Below are 22010 nucleotides of genomic sequence, written 5' to 3' on the forward strand. Positions count from 1 at the left end.
CAAAAATTAAATAAAAATACTTATTATCCCCTAAAACGTCGCATCACCAACGATGCATTTGTCCCACCAAATCCAAAAGAATTAGAAAGAATCGTATCAATCTTTCGTTCACGCGGTTTGTGTGGTACAAGATCGATTTTTGTTTCAATCGATGGATTGTCAAGATTAAGTGTCGCTGGGGCTATATTATCCCGTATAGCTAAAATAGAAAAAATAGCCTCAGCAGCACCGGCAGCACCAAGTAAATGCCCGATAGATGATTTCGTTGATGACATAGAAACGTGTGGTGCATAACTCCCTAAAACACGCTCAACAGCTGCTAGCTCTATGGAATCAGCCATCGTAGATGTACCATGAGCATTAATATAATCAAGTTCACTCACATTCACTTGTGCACGCTTAAGAGCAGCTATCATACTACGCTGAGCCCCTTCACCACTTTCTGAAGGCGCTGTAATGTGGTAAGCGTCACCAGATAAACCATAGCCAATAACCTCAGCATAAATACGCGCTCCTCGTTTTTTGGCATGTTCCAGCTCTTCTAAAACAACAACAGCTGCTCCTTCCCCCATCACAAAACCATCACGATCAATATCATAAGGACGTGACGCCCGTTCAGGATCATCATTGCGACAAGTAGAAAGAGCTCTACAAGCTGCAAAACCTGCAAGAGATATCCGATTTATCGGAGATTCAGTCCCCCCTGCCACCATGACATCTGCATCACCAAACATAATCAAACGTGCCGCATCACCAATTGCATGCGCCCCTGTTGAACAAGCCGTTACAACAGAATGATTAGGCCCCCGTAAACCATATTGAATAGACACATAACCAGAAGCAAGATTAATCAAACGACCTGGAATAAAAAAAGGAGAAACACGACGTGGGCCCTTATCACGAAGCGTATAACCAGCTTCAACAATACCCTCAACTCCCCCAATTCCCGAACCAATTAACACGCCTGTACAAATCTGATCTTCATCACTCTTAGGAAACCATTCGGCATCTGCAAGCGCTTGGTTAGCAGCAGCCATTGCATAAACAATAAATGCATCAACTTTACGTTGCTCTTTAGGTTCCATATACAAATCAGCATTATAAGTCCCCTCTGTTCCATCCCCTAAGGGGATACGCGCAGCAATCTGGCATGGCAAATCTGACACATCAAACTCTGTGATACGTCGGACACCACTTCTTCCTTCAAGAAGTCGCTTCCAACTATATTCAATATTACCAGCTAATGGAGATACCAATCCTAAACCAGTAACAACAACACGTCTCATAACTTCTAACCTTGAACTAAACTTCACCTCTCAAAGCTCTCTTTTCAAAAGAGCTCCGAAGAATATAGGCAAAAGCAATTCATGCCTTTGCCCTTTAGTAATCACGCAGAAGCTTTATCAATGAACTTGACTGCATCGCCAACTGTGAAAATCGTTTCAGCAGCTTCATCTGGAATTTCTACCCCAAACTCTTCTTCAAAAGCCATAACGAGTTCAACCGTATCAAGGCTATCAGCCCCTAGATCATCGATAAAGCTTGCATTTTCTACAACTTTATCAGCATTAACCCCAAGATGTTCCACGATAATTTTCTTAACGCGCTCTACTGTATCACTCATGTTGAAATCCTCGAATTTATATTTTCCTATAATTTGGTTAACTATATCGGTTCATCTAATCAAGCAATAGATGCATTACTTTAAAAGATTTTAGTAATGATTTAAAACATCCTGTGGATATCCCCTACAAAATGAACCAATCTGACATTCCGACATCAATTGATCAACGACCATATTAAAGAAATAGATGCATCTATCCATTTCAATCGTTACTATCTAAAATAATACAACTCATAAATCAATGTGGAATAAAATAAATACTCAAATCATTGCCATTCCACCATTGATATGGAGTGTTTGACCTGTCATATAGGCTGCTTCATCGCTTGCTAAATAAACAGCAGCAGCGGCTATTTCTTGCCCACTTCCCATACGCTTCACCGGAATCGCAGCCATAATGGCTTCTTTTTGCTTTTCATTAAGCTTGTCTGTCATTGCGGATTTAATAAATCCTGGAGCAATACAATTGACCGTGATGTTTCGCGAAGCAATTTCTTGTGCCAATGCTTTAGAAAAACCTATCAAGCCTGCTTTTGCAGCACAATAATTCGTTTGTCCAGGGTTTCCCACAACACCAACAACAGATGTAATGTTAATAATCCTTCCATAACGGCGGCGCATCATAGAATGTATTAATTCACGCGTCAAAAGAGAAGCAGCTGTTAGGTTAACTTCTAAAACATCATCCCAGTCTTTATCTTGCATACGCACAAAAAGACCATCCCTAGTGATTCCCGCATTGTTAACCAAAATATCGACGCCATCCATTTCTCTTTCTGCAACTTCAGCCAATTGTTTAATCGATTGGCGTTCAGAAAGATTAGCGGGAAATACAAAAACATTCTGCCCTAATTCTGCCGCCACTTCTCTAAGCTTTTCTTCGCGTGTTCCATGAAGTCCAACAATGGCTCCTTGTGCATGAAAGCAGCGTGCAATTGCCTCACCAATTCCTCCCGAAGCCCCCGTTACAAGAGCTTTACGTCCTGTTAATCTAAACATTTTTTAACTCCTTATAGATTAAACGCCGAGCATACCTAGCGCTGATTCTATTTCATCAACTGTTCCAATGGTTACCCCCTTTATATCTTTGTTAATACGACGCGTTAAACCTGTTAATACTTTTCCAGAACCAACTTCAAAAAGCGTATCAACTCCATTAGCAGCGATCCATTCTATTGTTTCACGCCATCGCACCCTCCCAGTCACTTGTTGGACAAGAAGAGTAGTAATACGCTCTGGATTGCTCTCAGGTGCAACAGAAACATTGGCAATCAAAGGAACAATAGGGGACATTTTGTTAACAGTCAAAAGTGCTTTCTTCATGGCATCAGCAGCAGGTTGCATTAAAGATGAATGAAAAGGTGCAGAAACAGGAAGAAGAAGTGCACGTTTTGCACCTTTTTTTGATGCAATCTCTACCGCTGCCTCAACTGCTTTTGCTTTACCGGAAATAACAATTTGCCCACCACCATTATCATTAGCAATCTGACATAGTCCTTCTCCAGAAACAGTTTCACAAATTTCTTCCACAATGTGCTCTTCTAAACCAATTAATGCAGCCATAGAACCTTCACCAACCGCGACAGCAGCCTGCATAGCATTGCCACGAATACGCAAAAGTCTTGCCGTATCTGTGAGAGTAAATGTACCAGCAGCACAAAGAGCCGAATATTCGCCTAAAGAATGACCAGCAACAAACCTTACCTTTTCTTCTATACGAAGCCCTAATTGTTTCATCACACGAATGACAGCCATAGATACAGCCATTAATGCCGGTTGTGCATTTGCTGTTAACGTTAAAACATCTGCAGGTCCTTCAAAAATGATCTTTGATAATTTCTCACCCAAAGCATCATCAACTTCCTCGAAAACCATCCGTGCGACAATAAATTGCTCTGCAAGCGCTTTCCCCATACCAACAAGTTGACTCCCCTGCCCTGGAAAAATAAAAGCTGCACCCATTTATCAACTCCTAAAACTGTACAATTAAATTATTTTCTTTTGACCTTATTCATCCGCACAAATCAAGATAAAGCCCTTTATTTAAAACGAATACCACACTTAAAATTATATTTTAAAGGCGGAATTTGATATAAAAACTTAGGGAAATAGGGTGCTATAAACTGAATAACACCGAAACTTATGAGACTTCCTAAAAGTGCACCTGCTAAAATATCAAAGGGATAATGTACACCCACAAAGATGCGCGCCCAACAGATTAAGCATAAAAACACTACGGCAAATTTAAAAGTAACTTTGTATCGGTAAAAATAAAAGTTAGCTGCATAAGATGCAATGGTCAAGGCATGATTACTAGGAAAAGAAGCTGTTGCACGATGTTGAATAAGTGGTGTCGTCAGCCCTACCACGAATGGGCGAGGATGAAAATAAAAAAGAGAAATGAGATAACCTATGAAAAGAGATGCACAAATACTCATGCAAATGCTTAGCACAACACACCGCTCCCTCTCCCCACCACAAAACCACAACGCACAAAGATGGAGAGGAATAATATAAATTAAAAACTTTGCACAAAAAATACTAAACAAAACTACAATCGACCAAGCTTGATGATTGCCGACAAACATTTCAAAGAGTGTAACATCAATCTGGTTTAAAAAGTCCATTTTTCCCTCCTTTGCCTTTATATTACAGTATTATCTTTTTGTAGAAGAAGGAAATATATCAAGATTTAACAAATCAATTTTTTTATGTGCATAAACTTGCTATTTTAAAAGATAACCTGTAGATATGAAATATTCGTTGCCGGCACTTTAGCTGGAGGTTGAACGGAGGGCTGTAAAATATCAGTAGGAAATACAATGTTTCCGGCCTCCCGTATCTCCGCTCTGAGATGTCTCGAATTGTAAACGCGTCCTTTCTTCTTTGGATTTCCAAAAAAGACAAGTCGCAGAGGCTTTGCGCTAAAACCGGTGAAATTTAATTGAAGAAAGGCAAAACAATGGCTCTTTATGAACATATGTTCCTTGCCCGACAAGACATTGCACCGCAGCAAGTTGATGAACTTTTGAGTCTCTACAAAGGTGTCATTGAAGCGCATGGTGGAAAAGTTGGGCGTATAGAAAATTGGGGACTTCGTCCTCTTGCTTACCGTATTCGTAAAAACCGTAAAGCTTATTATGTCTTAGTCAATATTGATGCACCAGCTTCAGCAATTGCTGAAGTGGAGCGTCAGATGCGCATCAATGAGGATATTTTGCGTTATATGACCATTCGCGTAGAAAAACACGAAAAAGAAAAATCTGCTATGCTCTCACACCTTGATCGCAATAGTCACATTGGACATGATGAAGAGCGTCCTCGTTTTCCACGTCGTCAACGTGAAAATACTATAGAAGGGGTAGAATGATGACTGATACTAATCAAAACTCTGCACGTCGCCCCTTTCATCGTCGTCGTAAAACATGTCCTTTTTCAGCGACCAATGCTCCCAAAATTGATTATAAAGACATCAAGTTGTTACAACGTTATATTTCCGAACGTGGGAAAATTGTTCCTTCACGGATTACTGCTGTTAGTCAGAAAAAACAGCGTGAATTAGCTAATGCTATCAAACGTGCTCGCTTTTTAGGCTTACTTCCGTACGTTATAAAGTAAGCAATCAATACGCTATGCAACTGGAGAGTTTCTCCAGTTGCTTTTCTTATATGGTTAAAAAATAGCTTGTTGTATCCTATGTTAAGCTATTAAATGTCAAAGTTGGGGTATTGACACGCCTCTAACTGCAGAAAGCAGGACAGCAATAAATGAAAAAAAATCGTACTTATGAGATATTAACCGGTATTTTGGCAGGATTATTTGCTGTTGTGATAGGACTGGCAATCATCAGTGTTGCAAATATCGCGCCCTTTTTTTCTCTTCTTCTTGGCTGCTTTCTTTCATTGCCAATTTTTATTGTTGCGTTCGGTCAAGGAACATTAGCCAGTCTCATCGCCCTCATAAGTGCCACTGTTGTTCTTATCATAACCACTAATACCTATATTGCTCTTGGCTTTATGTTCTTATTTTTCCTTCCTGCTGTCTATGCTTCTTGGCTTCTTGGGCTTGCACGACCAGCGCAAAAAGAAAACGAACTGATATGGTATCCATTATCATCGGTTATTTTTCATTTAACTAATTTTATCGCTCTTATAGCAACTTTCATTGGGCTCTATGTTCAAACACGTCCTTCCACACCCATCGTTGCAAAAAAAATCACCGAAAACATAGCACAAACTCTGCAACAAACACAGTCAATAAAAGAAGCCGATATACGCGCTTTTAATGAGCTTTTAATGACGCATACAGCAACTTTTACTGCTTTTTCTTTGACTATTTATAGTTTGGTTTTTCTCATTGGTAACCTTTACTTTTCCATGATAGCAGCACAACATATGAAATGGCTGAAAAGACCCCGTGATGATTGGAGCCAAACTCTCCGCCTTCCAATTTCTGGAATTATTATTTTTATTATTGTTTGCATAGCATCGATGATTGAGTTGAGCGCTTCTCTTAACTTGAGTACCCTTGCCTTTAGTACTGCATACACTGTCATCATATTAATTAGCGGTCTAGCATATCTTCACAATATTACAAAAGGGGTAAACGGTCGGATTATTATACTTTCTCTTGTTTATATTGCTATTTTTACAGTCGTTTTTACTCCACCTATTGTTTTCATGATGCTTTTGATGGGAATTTGGGCTGCTATTCAATACAATTTTCAATCACGCAAAAAACTCCACTAAATTTATTTGTTCGAAAGGAAAAACTATGGATATTATTTTACTTGAGCGCATTCCTCGTCTTGGTCAGATGGGTGATATTGTCTCAGTTAAAGATGGTTATGCGCGTAATTTTCTCTTGCCTCAAGGTAAAGCTTTACGCGCAAATGAAGCTAATAAAAAACATTTTGAGGTACAACGTGCACAACTTGAAGCACGTAATCTTGAACGCAAAAGCGAAGCGCAAAAAATTGCTGAAAAACTTGATGGACAATCATTCATTGTTGTTCGTTCTGCTGGTGAAACGGGACAACTTTATGGTTCTGTGTCAACACGTGATATTGCTGAAATCATAACAGATGAAGGCTTTTCTATTGGAAGAAATCAAATCGAACTTAATCATCCAATAAAAATGATCGGTCTTCACACTATCACTCTTAGCTTACATCCAGAGGTTCAAATTTCTGTGATTATTAATGTTGCGCGTTCTACCAGTGAAGCACAACGCCAAGCAGAAGGTGAAACCCTCACTTCGGCTAAAGAAATATATAATATTCAAGAAGAATTATTAGAAGAAAGTCAGGAGGAATTATTGGCAGAAGAAATTAATGACAACGATATAAACAGTTCTCATCAAGAAGCTTAATTGCTATTTTTGCTTTCTGTTTTATATTTTTTATTCCATTTTAAATATCGCTCATAAAATACTCACACTTTAAAAGTGAGTATTTTATGGCTATCGTACATAAAGAACCTAATTTTTATGAAAGAATTAGAAATATATTATTTAAAGGCATTATATGCCGAGAATGATAATATCACTAAGAGGAAATGTCTTTTGTCTTCCAGCATATAAAGCAAAAATAATTTAAAGTCCTACCCTTAAGGCTAAAGTTTGTATGAGCGTTAAGTTGATTATATCCTCACATGATCTGAAATAATTTTAGTTATAAAAAAATAATTTTACTTACACAGATATTGGAATTTTAAGGTTAAGTAACTTAAAAATACTTAAATTTAGAGTAGCAAAACTTCCACTTTAAAATCACATATTATAAAATAAAATAGATAGATGTTATATAAATAATACACAAATGATAAATGAGGAACGAAAAGAGAGTTTTAAAAAATTATATAATTTTAACTTAAAATGAAGATTTGTAGCTCTATTCTTTTAATTATACGATTTTCAATTTATCGCCTAAAGTAGCTAGACTTAGAATTTTAGTGGAAAAATATTATGGAAGAAACTAACGTTGTTAATGTCAGCTCTTCAAAGAAAGAGGATTCTCCTTCTTTTCGGCAACTTCCGCATAATATTGAAGCTGAACAGGCATTGCTTGGTGCCATCTTTATCAACAATGATTCTCTTGACCGCGTTTCAGATTTTTTAAAACCAGAACATTTTTTTGAACCTTTGCATCAAAAAATTTATCATGTTTTATCTCACCTTATTAAAATAGGAAAACGTGTAGATCCAGTTACAATCAAGCCCTATATCCAAATGGAAGAAAAAATTGGAGATATTACTGTATACCAATATGTTGTTCGCTTAGCCACAGAGGCAGTCACTATTATTAACGCTGAAGATTATGGACGCGTCATTTACGATCTTTTTATCCGCCGGTCTTTGATTAACCTTGGAACTCAAGTCGTCAATACAGCCTTTGATGCTCCTGTAGAACTCACGCCTACCCAACAAATTGAAACTGTTGAAAATCAGTTATTTGAGCTAGCAGAAAAAGGGAAATATGGAGGTGGATTTGAAAATTTTAATGAGGCTATTAAAAAAGCTATCGATATGGCAAGTGCTGCGAAAAAGCGCTCTTCACAATTATCAGGGATAGCCACCCATATTAAAACACTTGATGAAAAAATGGGAGGATTACAAGCATCTGACTTAATTATCCTTGCGGGCCGCCCTGGTATGGGTAAAACCTCACTGGCTACCAATATTGCCTTTAATATTGCTAATGCTTATAATCGTAATGCCAATATCCAAGAAAATGAAGGCGGCATTGTGGGATTCTTCTCACTTGAGATGTCATCCGAACAGCTTGCAACCCGTATTATTTCTGAACAAACAGAAGTCTCTTCTTCTGATATTCGGCGTGGCAATATTTCAGATGAACAATTTTCAAAAATTATTCGTGCGGTGAACCAACTACAAAAGGCACCACTTTATATTGATCAAACTGGGGGAATATCAATTACGCAATTAGCTGCTCGTGCGCGGCGTCTCAAGCGGCAACATGGTTTAGATATCTTGTTTATTGACTATATCCAACTCATGACAAGCAGTTCAAAGCGCTCATCAGAAAATCGTGTTCAAGAGATCACAGAAATTACCACAGGATTAAAAGCATTAGCAAAAGAATTGAATATTCCTATTATCGCTCTCTCTCAACTTTCACGTCAAGTAGAAAATAGAACAGATAAACGTCCACAGCTCTCAGATTTACGTGAATCTGGTTCAATTGAGCAAGATGCCGATATCGTTCTGTTTGTCTATCGCGAAGAATATTATCTCAAAAATGAAGAACCAAAACTAGGTAGCTTGGAACATACGAAATGGCAAGAAATAATGGATAAAGCTTTTGGAAAAGCTGACGTTATTATTGCAAAACAGCGCCATGGGCCGACAGGAATCGTGCCCCTTGCCTTTCAATCTGATTTCACACGCTTTAGTGATCTGGCCGATAGTAATTATCTTCCAGAGCAAATTGGTTAAATCAACATGACGCGTAATCATATTCAATTTATCTGTCAAAATTGTGAAACCATTCTTCTCATTAAAAAATATAGTTCTTATCAAGAATGAAATTTCTTACAAAGAATCATTTTTCAATGATTCTAGCCGCCGTTATTTGCTATTTAATAACATTCTTCTTGCATGAAATGATAACACATCTCTTAATGTTGTAAGTGGGGTACATATATTAAAATCCATAGCTAATCTAAATCTTTCTATATTGTTCCTTCTTTTAAAAAACTCCTTCTCACAAGACACTCATTTTCTTGTTTTTAAATTCAAAAATAATTGCTGCTGTTGTGCAAGGCTGACTATTATGTAGAATATCAGAAACTTTCCTCTTTATAGGACAACCTCTAACCTTTTAACAAAAATATTTTCTAATCTATCTGAAAAATTACCCTAATTACCGCAATATAAAAAACAAGCAGTGTTTTAAATACTACAGCACAGAGAAAATTCTACAACATGCAAAATATTCTTGATATAAAATTGCATAAAAACTGATATCTAACAAAAGGAAAGTGTATAATTATGCTAGAAAAAAAAGAAGACTGCGATAGTAGATTTGACAGTCTTGATGAAGCTATCAAAAGAGTTGTTGATATAGCAAGTGCTGCAAAAAAGCGCTCTTCGCAAATATCAGGGATAGCGACTCATATTCAAACACTTGATGAAAAAATGGGAGGATTACAACCATCCGACTTAATTATCCTTGCGGGACGCCCTGGTATGGGGAAAACTTCACTTGCTACCAATATTGCCTTTAATATTGCCAATGCTTATAATTATAATGGTAATATCCAAGAAAATGAAGGCGGCATTGTGGGATTCTTCTCACTTGAAATGTCCTCAGAGCAGCTTGCAACACGTATTATTTCTGAACAAACGGAAGTCTCTTCTTCTGATATTCGACGTGGTCATATTTCAGATGAACAATTTTCAAAAATTATTCGTACGGTAAATCAGCTCCAAAAGGCACCCCTTTATATTGATCAAACTGGAGGAGTATCAGTTTCACAACTGGCTGCCCGTGCTCGGCGTCTCAAGCAAAAACATGGTTTGGATGTCTTAATTATTGATTATATCCAACTCATGACAAGTGATTTAAAATACACATCTGAATATCGTATTCAAGAAATCACTGCAGAATTAAAAGCCTTAGCGAAAGAATTAAATATCCCTATTATTGCTCTTTCACAACTTTCACATCAAGTTGAAAACAGAACAGATAAACGCCCAAAACTTTCAGATTTAGGTGGATTTGGTTCTATTGAGCAAGATGCCGACATCGTTTTATTTGTCTATCGTGAAGAATATTACCTCAAAAATGAAGAACCAAAGTTCGGTAGCCTTGAACATATGAAATGGATAGAGACAATGGACAAAGCTTTTGGAAAAGCTGACGTTATTATTGCAAAACAGCGCCATGGGCCGACAGGAATCGTGCCCCTTGCCTTTCAATCTGATTTCACACGCTTTAGTGATCTGGCCGATAGCAATTACCTTCCAGAGCAAATTGGTTAAATCGACATGGCGCGTAATCGTATTCAATTTATCTGTCAAAATTGCGGAACCATCCATTCCCGTTGGGCAGGAAAATGTAGCGCTTGTGGGGAATGGAATTCCCTTATCGAAGAAACTATAAATAGCGGCATAGGAAGTGGTCCTAAGCAGAATGCTCGTAAAGGACGCATTGTCACACTCACATCTCTTTCTGGAAATATTGAAGATGCTCCACGTATTCATTCTGGTATTGCTGAACTTGATCGTGTTACCGGTGGGGGCTTTGTCCGTGGATCGGCACTCCTTGTTGGAGGTGATCCGGGTATTGGTAAATCAACATTGCTGACACAAACAGCCGCTGCTTTATCACGTAAAGGATATAATGTCATCTATGTTTCAGGTGAAGAGGCTATTGCGCAAATTTGTCTGCGCGCACAAAGGCTTGAAGCTAACAATACAGAAGTGAAACTTGCTGCTGAAACCAATGTTGAAGATATTCTGGCAACCTTAAGCGAACATAAAAACCTTGATATGGTGATTATCGATTCGATTCAAACCCTATGGTCAGATACAGCAGATTCAGCACCTGGCACTGTCACACAAGTACGTATCGGTGCTCAGGCAATGATCCGCTTTGCCAAGAAAACAGGAACCGCCGTTGTTCTTGTTGGGCATGTTACAAAAGATGGACAAATTGCTGGTCCTCGAGTCGTTGAACATATGGTTGATGGCGTTCTCTATTTTGAGGGTGAAGGAGGACATCATTATCGCATTCTTAGAACTGTAAAAAATCGCTTCGGACCAACAGATGAGATTGGTGTCTTTGAAATGTCTGATAAAGGATTACGCGAAGTGATAAATCCATCTGAATTATTTTTAGGGGAACGTAATGAAAAAGCACCAGGCGCTGCTGTTTTTGCAGGAATGGAAGGGACACGCCCGATACTCGTAGAAATTCAAGCGCTTGTTGCTCCTTCTTCCCTTGGGACACCAAGACGTGCGGTTGTCGGATGGGATGGAAATCGCCTTTCTATGATTCTTGCCGTTTTAGAAGCCCATTGTGGTATTCGTTTTGGACAGCATGATGTCTATCTGAACGTAGCAGGTGGATATCGCATATCAGAACCCGCTGCTGATTTAGCTGTAGCCGCTGCTTTGGTATCTTCTCTTGCCAATATCGCATTGCCAACGGATTATGTATATTTTGGTGAAGTCAGTCTTTCAGGAGCTACCCGCGCTGTTGCACATTCAGCACAGCGCATCAATGAAGCAAAAAAACTCGGCTTTCAAGGAGCCTTTCACCCCACAACAACAACCGAAATGATGAAGTCGCTCAACTTTCAACAAAAAACTTTCTCCGACCTTCCCGAACTCGTTGCTACTCTTACCGTAAGTAAAAAATGATCTGCACCACAGATATGATAATATAGAAAAATCTCTATAAAATACAAAAGATCCTTGCTATAAGAACAAAAAATGGCATAACAAAAAATATATTTGCACACAGACTTAAAAGAACACAACTTTATGTATAAGGAACAAACAAATGATCATAACAATCCTTGATGGAATTGTCGTAGTAATCATCCTGTTGTCCGCTTTTCTTGCTATGCTTCGAGGATTTTCACGTGAAGTGTTATCGTTGATTTCTTGGACAGTTGCAGCTGTTACGACACTGTTTTTATTCAAACCTGTCTTACCTTTCTTTGAACAATATCTCTCTAATAAAATGATTGCATTGATCACAACATTGGTCACAATTTTTATTATTGTTCTCATTATTACTTCAATTATTACAATGAAGATCTCTGATTTTATTATTGATAGTCGAATTGGTATCCTTGACCGTGCTATTGGTTTTATTTTTGGAGCACTTCGTGGTTTACTTATCATGGTCATCGGTATGTTGCTGCTTAATGCACTGATTAAACCCGAGCTTCAAGCGAATTGGTTAAAAAATGCAAAAACAAGGCCTATTTTAGATTCATTGGGACAAAAAGTTTGGGAAATACTCCCCAAAGATATTGGATCTGTTCTCGAAAAGACGGAAAATTTGTTTAAAGACAGCAATAAACATACGTATGAGTAACACTCTCATGAAAAGATAATTTTCAAAAAATAGAGAATAGTTTTTCATGAGGAAAGAGAACTAAATGATGTAAAATGTGATATTAATGATTCCTCCATATCACAACTGAAAGAATATGATGATAAAAAGCGATGTTTTCTGTCAAGAATTTTCATTAGATGATGATACCCTTCATGAAGAATGTGGAGTTTTTGGTATTCTTGGGCATGAAGATGCCGCAACATTAACAGCTCTTGGACTCCACGCACTTCAGCATCGTGGGCAAGAAGCAGCTGGGATTGTTTCTTACCATAATAAAATATTTCATCAAGAAAAGCATTTAGGTCTTGTTGGAGATCACTATACAAACCCTGCAACACTTGCGCGCTTACCAGGAAATCGTGCTATTGGACATACCCGTTATTCAACAACTGGAGAAGTGGCATTACGCAATGTTCAACCCCTTTTTGCTGAATTGAAAGTTGGAGGTATTGCTATTGCGCATAATGGTAATCTTACCAATGGTCTCACATTACGCCGTGAACTCATCGCTTCTGGTGCTATCTGTCAATCAACGTCGGATTCAGAAGTTTTTCTCCATCTTATTGCCCGCTCACGTTATGAGTCGTCCTCTGATCGTTTTGTTGATGCGATTCGGCAAGTAGAAGGTGGGTATGCTATGTTAGCGCTCACACGTACAAAACTTATTGCGGCACGCGATCCAACAGGAATTAGACCTCTCGTGATGGGGGAACTTGATGGTAAGCCTATCTTTTGTTCTGAAACTTGTGCTCTTGATATTATTGGAGCAAAATATGTCCGTGATGTTAAAAATGGAGAAATCATCATATGTGAAATACAAAAAAATGGGGAAATTACAAAAAAAATTATAAAACCAGAAAATACAAAACCAGAAAAACTTTGCTTGTTTGAATATGTTTATTTTGCCCGCCCAGACTCAATCGTTGGAGGACGTAGTGTTTATACAACACGCAAAAATATGGGAATCCGTTTAGCACAGGAAGCCCCTTGTGAGGGTGATGTTGTGGTTCCTGTTCCTGATGGAGGAACGCCTGCCGCAATTGGCTATGCACAAGAAATTGGAATTCCCTTCGAGCTTGGTATTATTCGTAATCACTATGTTGGCCGCACTTTTATCGAACCAACACAACAAATTCGCGCTTTTGGCGTCAAGTTAAAACATTCGGCAAACCGTCCTGTGATTGAAGGAAAACGTGTTATTCTGGTTGATGACTCCATTGTGCGTGGAACAACATCCCTTAAAATTGTACGAATGCTTCGCGATGCAGGAGCAAAAGAAGTTCATATGCGCATTTCTAGCCCTATGATTTTTTATCCTGACTTTTATGGTATTGATACACCTAAAGCTGAAAACCTTTTAGCAAATCAATATCCAGATTTAAAATCTATGTGTGATTTTATTGGAGCGGATTCATTAGAATTTCTTTCAACGGATGGATTATATCTTGCTGTAGCAGGGGAAAAACGGAATAACGCCGATCCACAATTTACTGACCATTATTTTACTGGATATTATCCTACGCATCTGGTTGATCAAGAAAATCTCTCCAAAATTCATCAATCATCTGTTCTTAAAACAAGAGATTAATGATGACAAAACGTGACTTTAGTCTCCATGGGCGTGTTGCACTTGTTACTGGCGCATCAAGAGGGATTGGCTATTATTTGGCACTCGAGCTTGCTGCACGCGGTGCTCATATTATTGCTCTTGCACGAACAGTCAGTGGACTTACTGAATTAGATAATCAAATCCGAGAAAAAGGAGCTCATGCAACCCTTGTTCCCCTTGACTTGCATCATATGGAAAACATCGATACCCTTGCTATCTCAATTGCCAAACGCTGGAAAAAACTTGATATTATCGTTGCAAACGCAGGAATTCTTGGAACACTCTCACCAATAGCGCATATAGAAAACACGGTATTTGAAGATGTTTTTCAAATAAATCTTTTCAGCCAATGGCGCTTAATGAAAGCCGTTGAGCCTTTATTACGTGAATCTGATGCTGGACGAGCCATCCTGTTATCCTCAAGCGTTGCGCATGCTGCGCGCCCTTTCTGGGGAGCTTATGCAGCCTCTAAAGCGGCTTTAGAGGTGATTGCCCGCTGTTGGGCAGAAGAACTCAAACAAACCCCTATTAAGATTAATTGTGTCAACCCTGGTGCCACACGCACTGCCATGCGCGCTGAAGCTATGCCCAGTGAAGATCCACAAACTCTTCCTTCACCACAAGAGGTTGCAAAAAAGATAGTCCATTTGTTATCACCTGATTTAAAGGAAACTGGAAAACTTTTTAATGTCCATAAAAATCGGTTTGTAGATTATCATGTACCTGATTGATCATCATATGAGAAGTAAATCGTTTGACTCTCTCTTTTTCCTGTGCTTTTCGACAGAAGAATGAAGCGCTTTATAATTCTTGGATAGCTTTAGCATCAGCCTTTTTCTCTTCTAAAGTAGCACGTTTATTATAAGCGATAAAACTACAAGGGAGAAAAATCATATAGCTAACAGCTGTAATCAATAAAGTTTCCCATGTGTAAGTCGCAAGAAAACCGACATAAATAACAATGACCAACATGCACGGTATAACGATATCGCGCCTTAAATTTTGATCAATTGTTTTTGCATTCCATACCGGTAAACGACTAATCAAAAGAAAAGCAATAATTACAGTATAAAGACTAAAAAATAATGCCCACCCCCAATTGGGGACCAAACCAAGAGTGCCTAAATAGGTAGGCAATAAAAGTAATAATGCTCCTGCTGGTGCTGGAACACCAACAAAATAACTTCTCTGCCACTTAGGTATATTGGGGTTATCTAACATCACATTAAAACGTGCTAATCGCAAACAACAAGCAACACAATAAACAAGGGCAGCAACCCACCCAATATGATTCGCTTGATTCAAGATAAATGAATAAACAATGAGTGCAGGGGTAACACCAAAATTTATAACATCAGCAAGAGAATCCATCTGTGCCCCAAAAGATGAACTACCATCTATTAAACGGGCAATACGACCATCAGCACCATCTAAAACTGCAGCCAAAAGCACCATTAAAATAGCAGCTTCATAGCGATGTTCAAAAGCCAAACGAATGCTGCTCATCCCTGCACAAATTGCTAAAATAGTAATAATATTAGGAATAACATACCGCATTAATGTAGGTGAACGCCGCCGATTTGCAACATCATCATGCTGCCCCTCAGGGTTGAATGAAGAAAATGGCGAAAAATTTTTCATTGTGAGTCCTAATCGTATCTGAAGCCCGTTGTGGCACTCTTATCATCAAAAGAACCCAAAACTGTTTCTCCAGCAATTGCTGTCTGTCCAACTGCAACACGCAATTTCATTTCAGTTGGTATATAAACATCAAGGCGAGAACCAAAACGAATCAATCCAAATCGCTCACCAGTCATAACGGCATCGTTTTCTTTTGACCAGCAAACAATCCGGCGTGCAACCATTCCCGCTATTTGTACGACACCAATTTTACCATGTTTGCTATCAATTACCACCCCATTACGCTCATTAAACTGACTAGCTTTATCAAAGTCAGCATTGGTAAATCGACCTGGATGATAAACGATAGACTCTACTGTACCACTGATAGGAATACGATTAATATGGCATGAAAAAACATCCATAAAAATGGAAATACGAATCATTTCATCTTTCCCTAATCCTAATTCTTCAGGTGGAACACATGATTCCACAAATGAAATACGCCCATCTGCAGGCGACATAACCCAATTTGAATTCAAAGGGATCACACGATCTGGATCACGGAAAAAGTATACACACCACACCGTGAGAACGAGACCAAACCAAAACAACGGACTCCATATCCAACCAAGAATGAGCGAAATAACAAAAAACGCTACAATAAAAGGATAACCTTCTTTATGAACCGGTACAAAGCTATTATGGAAAGATTGCAGAATACTCATATAATTTCCTATTCATCGTAAACTTAAACAAGCAACAAAGCTTTTTGTTCCTCTTGTGTCTTTTTATGTATTTAATCAATCACTCCATATAAAGATATAGATTACATTTTGCTCTATTTATTTTTTACGATTAACAACACTCGTCTCATCTTCTTCACGCATTTTACGTAATTTTTCTTCCGCTTGCGATGCTTCAAGCTGCTTATTCCACATTGAAGCATAAAGACCTTTCTTGCGTAAAAGCTCTGTATGCGTCCCATTTTCAATAATACGACCACTTTTAAGAACTAAAATTTCATCCGCATTGATAACAGTAGAAAGACGGTGCGCAATAATCAATGTTGTACGTCCACGGCTTACAATATCCAATGCTTGTTGAATTTCCTGTTCGGTCGCCGTATCAAGAGCCGCCGTTGCTTCATCTAGAATAAGAAGTGGAGGAGCTTTTAAAAGTGTCCGTGCAATAGCCACGCGTTGTTTTTCACCACCTGATAATTTGAGACCTCGCTCTCCTACCATAGACTGAAAACCTTCCGGTAAAATTTCAATAAATTTTGATATTTGTGCCATTTCAGCAGCTTTGCGCATCTCTTCATCTGTAGCACTTGGACGCCCATAGCAAATATTATAGGCAATTGTATCATTAAATAACACCGTATCTTGTGGGACCATGCCAATCGCTTCACGCAAACTCTTTTGTGTTACGTCACGAATATCCTGCCCATCAATTGTGATAGATCCTGCATCAACATCATAAAACCGAAAAAGCAACCGAGAAATAGTAGATTTACCGGCACCCGATGGACCGACAATAGCGACTGTTTTTCCTCCAGGAACTTCAAAATCAATATCTCTGAGAATCTGACGTCTCGAATCATAGGAAAACTTTACCTGATGAAAACAAATGGTCCCATCGCTTATCTCTAACGGTTTAGCATCCGATTTATCAACGATCTCTTTCTGAACATCTAAAAGATCAAACATTGCTTCAATATCCGTTAAACCTTGTCGAATATCACGATACATTGAACCAATAAAATTTAGTGGAATGGAAAGTTGCATTAAAAGCGCATTAATAAAAACAAAATCTCCTAAAGTTTGTGTCTTATAAAAAACTTCATAAGCTGACATCAGCATCATGATCGTCATTCCAATACCAAAGATAAGAGTCTGACCAAAATTAAGCCAGCTTAAAGATGTCCAAATCTTTGTTGCGGCTTTTTCATAACCTACCATAGAAGCATCAAATCGATCGGCTTCTAGAGTTTCATTACCGAAATATTTGACCGTTTCAAAATTCAAAAGAGAATCAACAGCGCGAGTATTCGCCTCAGTATCCGCTGTATTCATTTTTTGCCGAATACGAATACGCCAATCACTCGCCTTAATGGTAAACAAAATATATAATCCAACCGTTACAACAACAATGAGAAGATAATGCCACCCATAACTTATATAAAATACCAGTGCCGTTAATATAAATTCTAAAACTGTTGGTACTGTACTAAGAATTGAAAATCTTACGATCGCTTCGATTCCTTTTGTTCCACGCTCAATCACACGAGAAAGCCCACCTGTTCGGCGTTCCAAATGAAATCGCAAGGATAACTCATGCATATGTACAAAGGTTTTATAAGCTAATTGACGAACAGCGTATTGACCAACAGTGGCAAACAGGGAATCGCGTAATTGATTTAATCCAGCCTGCATAATACGCGCGACATTGTATGCCAAAACAAGCATGATGGGAATAATCCAACTGGATGGGAACCATTCAGGTAGCTGAAAGCTTGAATCAAGCACATTCGTAGAATATTTAAATAAATACGGTACAGATATGAGAACGAGCTTAGCCAAAACAAGATAAAATATTGCCCATAGCACACGCATTTTTAGATCACGCCGCCCTACCGGCCACATATAGGGCCATAAATTGTAAAGTGTGTGCAGAGTCTTCCCTGTATCTGATGATACAGTTTTTGTCATTTCATTGCGTTTCATAAAGTCCTTACTTCTCTATCATCCGCACAAACAGGCAAAATACCCTCTGTGGTTATTTATAGATTTATCTCTTCATTACGGCTTCCAATAAGCTATACCTACCCGTTTTTTGAAGTTAGACTGTTTTTGAAAAAGGAACAAGAAATAATCCACTATACAATTTATTATTTTGATCTGTATTTTCATACCACTCTGCTGCAAATAAATTTTCAACTTTTACATGTTTTTTTTTCAATTCTGCCTGAAGCCATTTTTTTGTTTTACCAATCTCTTTAAGTCCATCATCAATAACTTCACCATTTTCTATTAAAATCGTCGATTTCTTTCCCTCTTCCTTTTTAATGACAGTGCAATCACCATTGGTTTCCAAACGAACAAAAGCAGCTTCATGTAAGTGACACCCTTTAAGACGTAACATCGTAATGAGATCATTAATATTGATCCCTAAGTTCTTAATCTTATCCATTTGGAAAACTCCATCTAAAACTAATGTGACATTCCGCCCTGCAATAAGACGACGAAAAAAAACTGAATAGCGTGCAAAAAAATTAAAAGATGTAATCAAGGTTTGCCAGATGAATAAAACAAGCAATAATTGAAGGCTACTAATATTCTGATTATAAATAACGCCTCCAATAATACCTCCCATGACAAAATTACTGACCAAATCAACTGGTGTCATCTGACTAAGACTACCCCGCCCCGTCGTTCTTAAAATAAATAAGAAGGCAACAAGACCTACAGCTAGTTTAAGCGCGATATATCCATAATGATATAAAAATTCCATCATATTCTCCTTTTTTATGGAGCTGCTGGAATAGAGACATTAGTGCGCTTTAGTGTCGCTTTATTTCCCACACAGTTATGCGCTCACCACTCTGCGGATCCTTACTGTCTTTTAAAAGAACCCCCTCGGCTGCAAGCTCATCACGAATTGTATCCGCAGCTTCCCACTCTTTATTATGGATAAGTCTTAGTCTTTCGGCAATGCGCTGATCAATAAATTTTGTATCAAGGAAAGTTTTTCTCATAAATAATGGGCAATCTATTTCTTTAATCCATTCTTGTCTTAACAGTCCTAATAAATTCATCCCATTCAGAAGAGCCAAAGCATTTCCTTCTTTATAAAATTTTCGCAAAAGAGTCAGTGCTTTTGGAGTATTAAGATCATCACTAAGTGCATCTATCAAAGTATCATCAATTGCTTCATTGTTTTTCATCTCACTCTTTTTGCTGCGAAGCCATTCATACCAACGATACAGTTCGCTGCTCGATTGTATTAAACGCTGTGCTGTCCAATTTAATGGTTCACGATAATGCGTTTGCAACATCGAAAAACGCGCAGACAAACCAGCCCAATTTTGCTTCATTTCATCGGTTAAAATACCATTAAACTCCCCCAAATTATTCTCTAAAACAGAACGAATAGTTATGAAATTGCCAAAGCTTTTCGACATCTTTTTGCCTTCAACTTGTAAAAAACCATTATGCATCCAAAAATTAGCCATTCGCTCCGTCCCAAAAGCTGAACAACTTTGTGCAATCTCATTTTCATGATGAGGAAAAATTAAATCAATTCCACCACCATGGATATCAAAAACATTGGCGGTCGGATCATCACAGGTTAAACCACCGCCATAGGGCGCTAATAACTTTGCCATTGACATTGCAGAACATTCAATATGCCAACCTGGACGACCTAAAACAGGAATTCCGCCCGGTGATTTCCAACCTGGTTCTCCTTCCACAGAAGGCTTCCACAAAACAAAATCCATCTCTTCCCTTTTATAAGCAGCAACATCGATACGCGCCCCCGCCCTCATTTCATCTAAAGAACGATTTGCAAATGCCCCATAATGGGGAGGATTTTTTATGCTACTTACAGAAAATAATATATGATTTTCGGCTTCATAAGCGTGCCCCTTTTCAAGCAACCTCTCAATTAAAGAGCGCATCTCCTCTAAATGCTCAGTGGCGCGTGGCTGACTGGTTGGCAACAGACAACCAAGTGCTATGGTATCTTGTTGAAACTGAGAATATGTACGTTCTGTTAAGTGACGAATAGCCTCATTCAATGATACGTTTGGATATTCGCTAGCTGCTCGTGCATTAATTTTATCATCGACATCTGTGATATTACGTGCATATAGAACATGCTCATTGCCATAAACATGACGCAATAAGCGAAATAAAATATCAAAAACAATAACAGGACGTGCATTTCCTATATGCGCATAATCATAAATTGTCGGTCCACAAACATAAAGACGTACTCTTGTCGCATCTATTGGTGTAAATTTTTCTTTTTTACGTGTTAGCGTATTATAAAATCGCAACTCTTTCATTTATTGACTCCATGGACGATATTATGCACCGATCCTTTTAGATGTATCTTATCTCAAATCATTGTATTACGCGGTTTAAGCTAAAAACTTGTATCTTTTATAGTAAATTCTTCTTACCATTTTCCCATTGTATTTACGGCTGTATTCATCGTTTATCATAAAAACAATCTATTTTATTTGATTGGACAAAAGCGTTCTATCATTAGAGATGCTTTCTCTCTTTAAAAAAAATGAGCTTAGAAAAAAATCTATAGGCAATACAATATAAATCTATGTGAAAAATAGATAGCTTGCAGGCAGAAAATCTTAAATTTTTAACCACACAAAGCTTCGTCAGTATTTTCAATATTCCACAATGGTTTCCTTACTGCCTCTTACGCCCTATATTTTATAATCAATAATTGAGAATGATGTAGCAATTAACTTTATTTTTTTACACCGTTCTCATGACAAAATTATTTTATCTTTACAGAGTTTTATTCAAAGAAAGCAATAAAAATAATGCGGTATAGATTGATGAACATCATTATTTTAATATTTCTTGTCATTTCAATGCCAGCCTTTGCACAACAATCTCCACCTTATGAAAAAAAATTACTCCGACTAGCAGAAATTTTGGGATCATTGCATTCTCTCCAAAATCTTTGCGAGCCTCCAACAAACCAATGGTATGACTATATGAATGCACTGATTGAAGCAGAACACCCCATTCCACAAAGACGTGCTTATTTTTATGAAGCGTTTAATGAAGCGTATCGTGCTTTCTCAGAAAATTATCATCATTGTACACAAGCAGCCATTGAAGCCAATCAAAGATACATTGAGGAAGGAAGAATTTTATCTGAAAACCTCCTCATGCATTATAAATAATTAATCTATACAAAAAGTATCTCTCTCAATTTTAGCGGTATCAATGATACTCCTTTCACAAATGCGGGGAGCAATAAACCAGCTCTGAAAATAGAGAGACGTTTAAAGAATAATGTCTCGA

At 38.0% G+C, this 22010-nt stretch carries 20 protein-coding genes and 1 pseudogene; 11 read left to right on the top strand and 10 right to left on the bottom strand.

What is annotated here, in order from left to right:
* Nucleotides 1-23 precede the first annotated feature (23 nt).
* The 5 genes from fabF to ACFINM_RS02270 all read right to left on the bottom strand — a co-directional run bounded on the left by fabF (nucleotide 24) and on the right by ACFINM_RS02270 (nucleotide 4251).
* Nucleotides 24-1286: a beta-ketoacyl-ACP synthase II gene (gene fabF, locus ACFINM_RS02250; RefSeq protein WP_375620735.1), complete on the bottom strand. Its 1263-nt coding sequence runs from the start codon at nucleotides 1284-1286 to the stop codon at nucleotides 24-26.
* Nucleotides 1287-1387: 101 nt separating this feature from the next.
* Nucleotides 1388-1624: an acyl carrier protein gene (locus ACFINM_RS02255; RefSeq protein WP_004860281.1), complete on the bottom strand. Its 237-nt coding sequence runs from the start codon at nucleotides 1622-1624 to the stop codon at nucleotides 1388-1390.
* Nucleotides 1625-1885: 261 nt separating this feature from the next.
* Nucleotides 1886-2623 (bottom strand): 3-oxoacyl-[acyl-carrier-protein] reductase, encoded by a 738-nt coding sequence (gene fabG, locus ACFINM_RS02260; protein WP_375620734.1) that lies wholly within the window; start codon nucleotides 2621-2623, stop codon nucleotides 1886-1888.
* A gap of 18 nt (nucleotides 2624-2641) precedes the next feature.
* On the bottom strand, nucleotides 2642-3586 hold the full coding sequence (gene fabD / locus ACFINM_RS02265) for an ACP S-malonyltransferase (RefSeq protein ID WP_375620733.1): 945 nt from the start codon (nucleotides 3584-3586) through the stop codon (nucleotides 2642-2644).
* 77 nt (nucleotides 3587-3663) lie between these two features.
* Nucleotides 3664-4251 (bottom strand): undecaprenyl-diphosphatase, encoded by a 588-nt coding sequence (locus tag ACFINM_RS02270; RefSeq protein WP_375620732.1) that lies wholly within the window; start codon nucleotides 4249-4251, stop codon nucleotides 3664-3666.
* Nucleotides 4252-4586: 335 nt separating this feature from the next.
* Between ACFINM_RS02270 and rpsF the strand changes: the two genes are divergently transcribed.
* From rpsF to ACFINM_RS02320, 10 genes and pseudogenes are all read left to right on the top strand, one after another.
* Complete coding sequence (rpsF, locus tag ACFINM_RS02275; protein WP_375612935.1) at nucleotides 4587-4994, top strand: 30S ribosomal protein S6; 408 nt, start codon at nucleotides 4587-4589, stop codon at nucleotides 4992-4994.
* Entirely contained in the window at nucleotides 4994-5242 is a 249-nt protein-coding gene (gene rpsR, locus ACFINM_RS02280) for a 30S ribosomal protein S18 (RefSeq protein ID WP_375620813.1), read from the top strand. Before rpsF ends, rpsR begins: the two co-directional genes overlap by 1 nt.
* 149 nt (nucleotides 5243-5391) lie before the next feature.
* Nucleotides 5392-6372, top strand: coding sequence for a hypothetical protein (locus tag ACFINM_RS02285; protein WP_375640129.1), 981 nt, complete (start codon nucleotides 5392-5394; stop codon nucleotides 6370-6372).
* Nucleotides 6373-6397: 25 nt separating this feature from the next.
* Nucleotides 6398-6994, top strand: a complete 597-nt coding sequence (gene rplI / locus ACFINM_RS02290) for a 50S ribosomal protein L9 (protein WP_273791080.1) — start codon at nucleotides 6398-6400, stop codon at nucleotides 6992-6994.
* Nucleotides 6995-7588: 594 nt separating this feature from the next.
* On the top strand, nucleotides 7589-9079 hold the full coding sequence (locus ACFINM_RS02295; RefSeq protein ID WP_375610161.1) for a replicative DNA helicase: 1491 nt from the start codon (nucleotides 7589-7591) through the stop codon (nucleotides 9077-9079).
* 603 nt (nucleotides 9080-9682) lie between these two features.
* Nucleotides 9683-10627: pseudogene (locus tag ACFINM_RS02300) on the top strand (DnaB-like helicase C-terminal domain-containing protein); the annotation flags it as partial.
* 6 nt (nucleotides 10628-10633) lie between these two features.
* Nucleotides 10634-12010 carry a DNA repair protein RadA gene (gene radA, locus ACFINM_RS02305; RefSeq protein WP_375611228.1) on the top strand — a complete coding sequence of 459 codons (1377 nt, stop codon included), beginning with the start codon at nucleotides 10634-10636 and terminating at the stop codon, nucleotides 12008-12010.
* Nucleotides 12011-12152: 142 nt separating this feature from the next.
* The gene (locus ACFINM_RS02310) at nucleotides 12153-12695 is read left to right on the top strand and encodes a CvpA family protein (RefSeq protein ID WP_375620729.1); all 543 of its coding nucleotides are present in this window, start codon (nucleotides 12153-12155) and stop codon (nucleotides 12693-12695) included.
* A gap of 115 nt (nucleotides 12696-12810) precedes the next feature.
* A complete protein-coding gene (gene purF / locus ACFINM_RS02315) occupies nucleotides 12811-14304 on the top strand; it encodes an amidophosphoribosyltransferase (RefSeq protein ID WP_375610159.1) in 1494 nt (497 codons plus the stop codon).
* Nucleotides 14305-14306: 2 nt separating this feature from the next.
* A complete protein-coding gene (locus ACFINM_RS02320) occupies nucleotides 14307-15056 on the top strand; it encodes an SDR family NAD(P)-dependent oxidoreductase (protein ID WP_375640134.1) in 750 nt (249 codons plus the stop codon).
* Nucleotides 15057-15126: 70 nt separating this feature from the next.
* Here the strand turns inward: ACFINM_RS02320 and pssA are convergent, their stop codons facing one another.
* From pssA to cysS, 5 genes are all read right to left on the bottom strand, one after another.
* Nucleotides 15127-15966, bottom strand: a complete 840-nt coding sequence (gene pssA, locus ACFINM_RS02325) for a CDP-diacylglycerol--serine O-phosphatidyltransferase (RefSeq protein ID WP_375640138.1) — start codon at nucleotides 15964-15966, stop codon at nucleotides 15127-15129.
* A gap of 8 nt (nucleotides 15967-15974) precedes the next feature.
* Nucleotides 15975-16673 (bottom strand): phosphatidylserine decarboxylase, encoded by a 699-nt coding sequence (locus ACFINM_RS02330; RefSeq protein ID WP_375611224.1) that lies wholly within the window; start codon nucleotides 16671-16673, stop codon nucleotides 15975-15977.
* A 117-nt stretch (nucleotides 16674-16790) separates the two neighbouring features.
* Nucleotides 16791-18674 carry an ABCB family ABC transporter ATP-binding protein/permease gene (locus ACFINM_RS02335; RefSeq protein WP_375620728.1) on the bottom strand — a complete coding sequence of 628 codons (1884 nt, stop codon included), beginning with the start codon at nucleotides 18672-18674 and terminating at the stop codon, nucleotides 16791-16793.
* Between the two features lie 115 nt (nucleotides 18675-18789).
* Complete coding sequence (locus tag ACFINM_RS02340) at nucleotides 18790-19461, bottom strand: DUF421 domain-containing protein (RefSeq protein WP_375620811.1); 672 nt, start codon at nucleotides 19459-19461, stop codon at nucleotides 18790-18792.
* Nucleotides 19462-19510: 49 nt separating this feature from the next.
* Nucleotides 19511-21019 (bottom strand): cysteine--tRNA ligase, encoded by a 1509-nt coding sequence (gene cysS / locus ACFINM_RS02345; protein ID WP_375612941.1) that lies wholly within the window; start codon nucleotides 21017-21019, stop codon nucleotides 19511-19513.
* Nucleotides 21020-21520: 501 nt separating this feature from the next.
* Here cysS and ACFINM_RS02350 point away from each other — a divergent pair.
* The gene (locus ACFINM_RS02350) at nucleotides 21521-21889 is read left to right on the top strand and encodes a TIGR02301 family protein (RefSeq protein ID WP_375640144.1); all 369 of its coding nucleotides are present in this window, start codon (nucleotides 21521-21523) and stop codon (nucleotides 21887-21889) included.
* Nucleotides 21890-22010: the final 121 nt, after the last annotated feature.

Origin of the sequence: Bartonella sp. AA168HLJHH, from assembly GCF_042197365.1 — a bacterium.
In the GTDB taxonomy this organism is placed as follows: domain Bacteria; phylum Pseudomonadota; class Alphaproteobacteria; order Rhizobiales; family Rhizobiaceae; genus Bartonella.

Coding starts and splice junctions, on each gene's coding strand:
- ACFINM_RS02270 (WP_375620732.1), bottom strand. CDS start 4,251: ATGGACTTTTTAAACCAGATTGATGTTACACTCTTTGAAATGTTTGTC.
- pssA (WP_375640138.1), bottom strand. CDS start 15,966: ATGAAAAATTTTTCGCCATTTTCTTCATTCAACCCTGAGGGGCAGCAT.
- fabG (WP_375620734.1), bottom strand. CDS start 2,623: ATGTTTAGATTAACAGGACGTAAAGCTCTTGTAACGGGGGCTTCGGGA.
- rpsF (WP_375612935.1), top strand. CDS start 4,587: ATGGCTCTTTATGAACATATGTTCCTTGCCCGACAAGACATTGCACCG.
- purF (WP_375610159.1), top strand. CDS start 12,811: ATGATGATAAAAAGCGATGTTTTCTGTCAAGAATTTTCATTAGATGAT.
- rpsR (WP_375620813.1), top strand. CDS start 4,994: ATGACTGATACTAATCAAAACTCTGCACGTCGCCCCTTTCATCGTCGT.
- ACFINM_RS02350 (WP_375640144.1), top strand. CDS start 21,521: ATGCGGTATAGATTGATGAACATCATTATTTTAATATTTCTTGTCATT.
- ACFINM_RS02255 (WP_004860281.1), bottom strand. CDS start 1,624: ATGAGTGATACAGTAGAGCGCGTTAAGAAAATTATCGTGGAACATCTT.
- ACFINM_RS02310 (WP_375620729.1), top strand. CDS start 12,153: ATGATCATAACAATCCTTGATGGAATTGTCGTAGTAATCATCCTGTTG.
- fabF (WP_375620735.1), bottom strand. CDS start 1,286: ATGAGACGTGTTGTTGTTACTGGTTTAGGATTGGTATCTCCATTAGCT.
- ACFINM_RS02285 (WP_375640129.1), top strand. CDS start 5,392: ATGAAAAAAAATCGTACTTATGAGATATTAACCGGTATTTTGGCAGGA.
- fabD (WP_375620733.1), bottom strand. CDS start 3,586: ATGGGTGCAGCTTTTATTTTTCCAGGGCAGGGGAGTCAACTTGTTGGT.
- ACFINM_RS02340 (WP_375620811.1), bottom strand. CDS start 19,461: ATGGAATTTTTATATCATTATGGATATATCGCGCTTAAACTAGCTGTA.
- ACFINM_RS02330 (WP_375611224.1), bottom strand. CDS start 16,673: ATGAGTATTCTGCAATCTTTCCATAATAGCTTTGTACCGGTTCATAAA.
- radA (WP_375611228.1), top strand. CDS start 10,634: ATGGCGCGTAATCGTATTCAATTTATCTGTCAAAATTGCGGAACCATC.
- cysS (WP_375612941.1), bottom strand. CDS start 21,019: ATGAAAGAGTTGCGATTTTATAATACGCTAACACGTAAAAAAGAAAAA.
- ACFINM_RS02320 (WP_375640134.1), top strand. CDS start 14,307: ATGACAAAACGTGACTTTAGTCTCCATGGGCGTGTTGCACTTGTTACT.
- rplI (WP_273791080.1), top strand. CDS start 6,398: ATGGATATTATTTTACTTGAGCGCATTCCTCGTCTTGGTCAGATGGGT.
- ACFINM_RS02295 (WP_375610161.1), top strand. CDS start 7,589: ATGGAAGAAACTAACGTTGTTAATGTCAGCTCTTCAAAGAAAGAGGAT.
- ACFINM_RS02335 (WP_375620728.1), bottom strand. CDS start 18,674: ATGAAACGCAATGAAATGACAAAAACTGTATCATCAGATACAGGGAAG.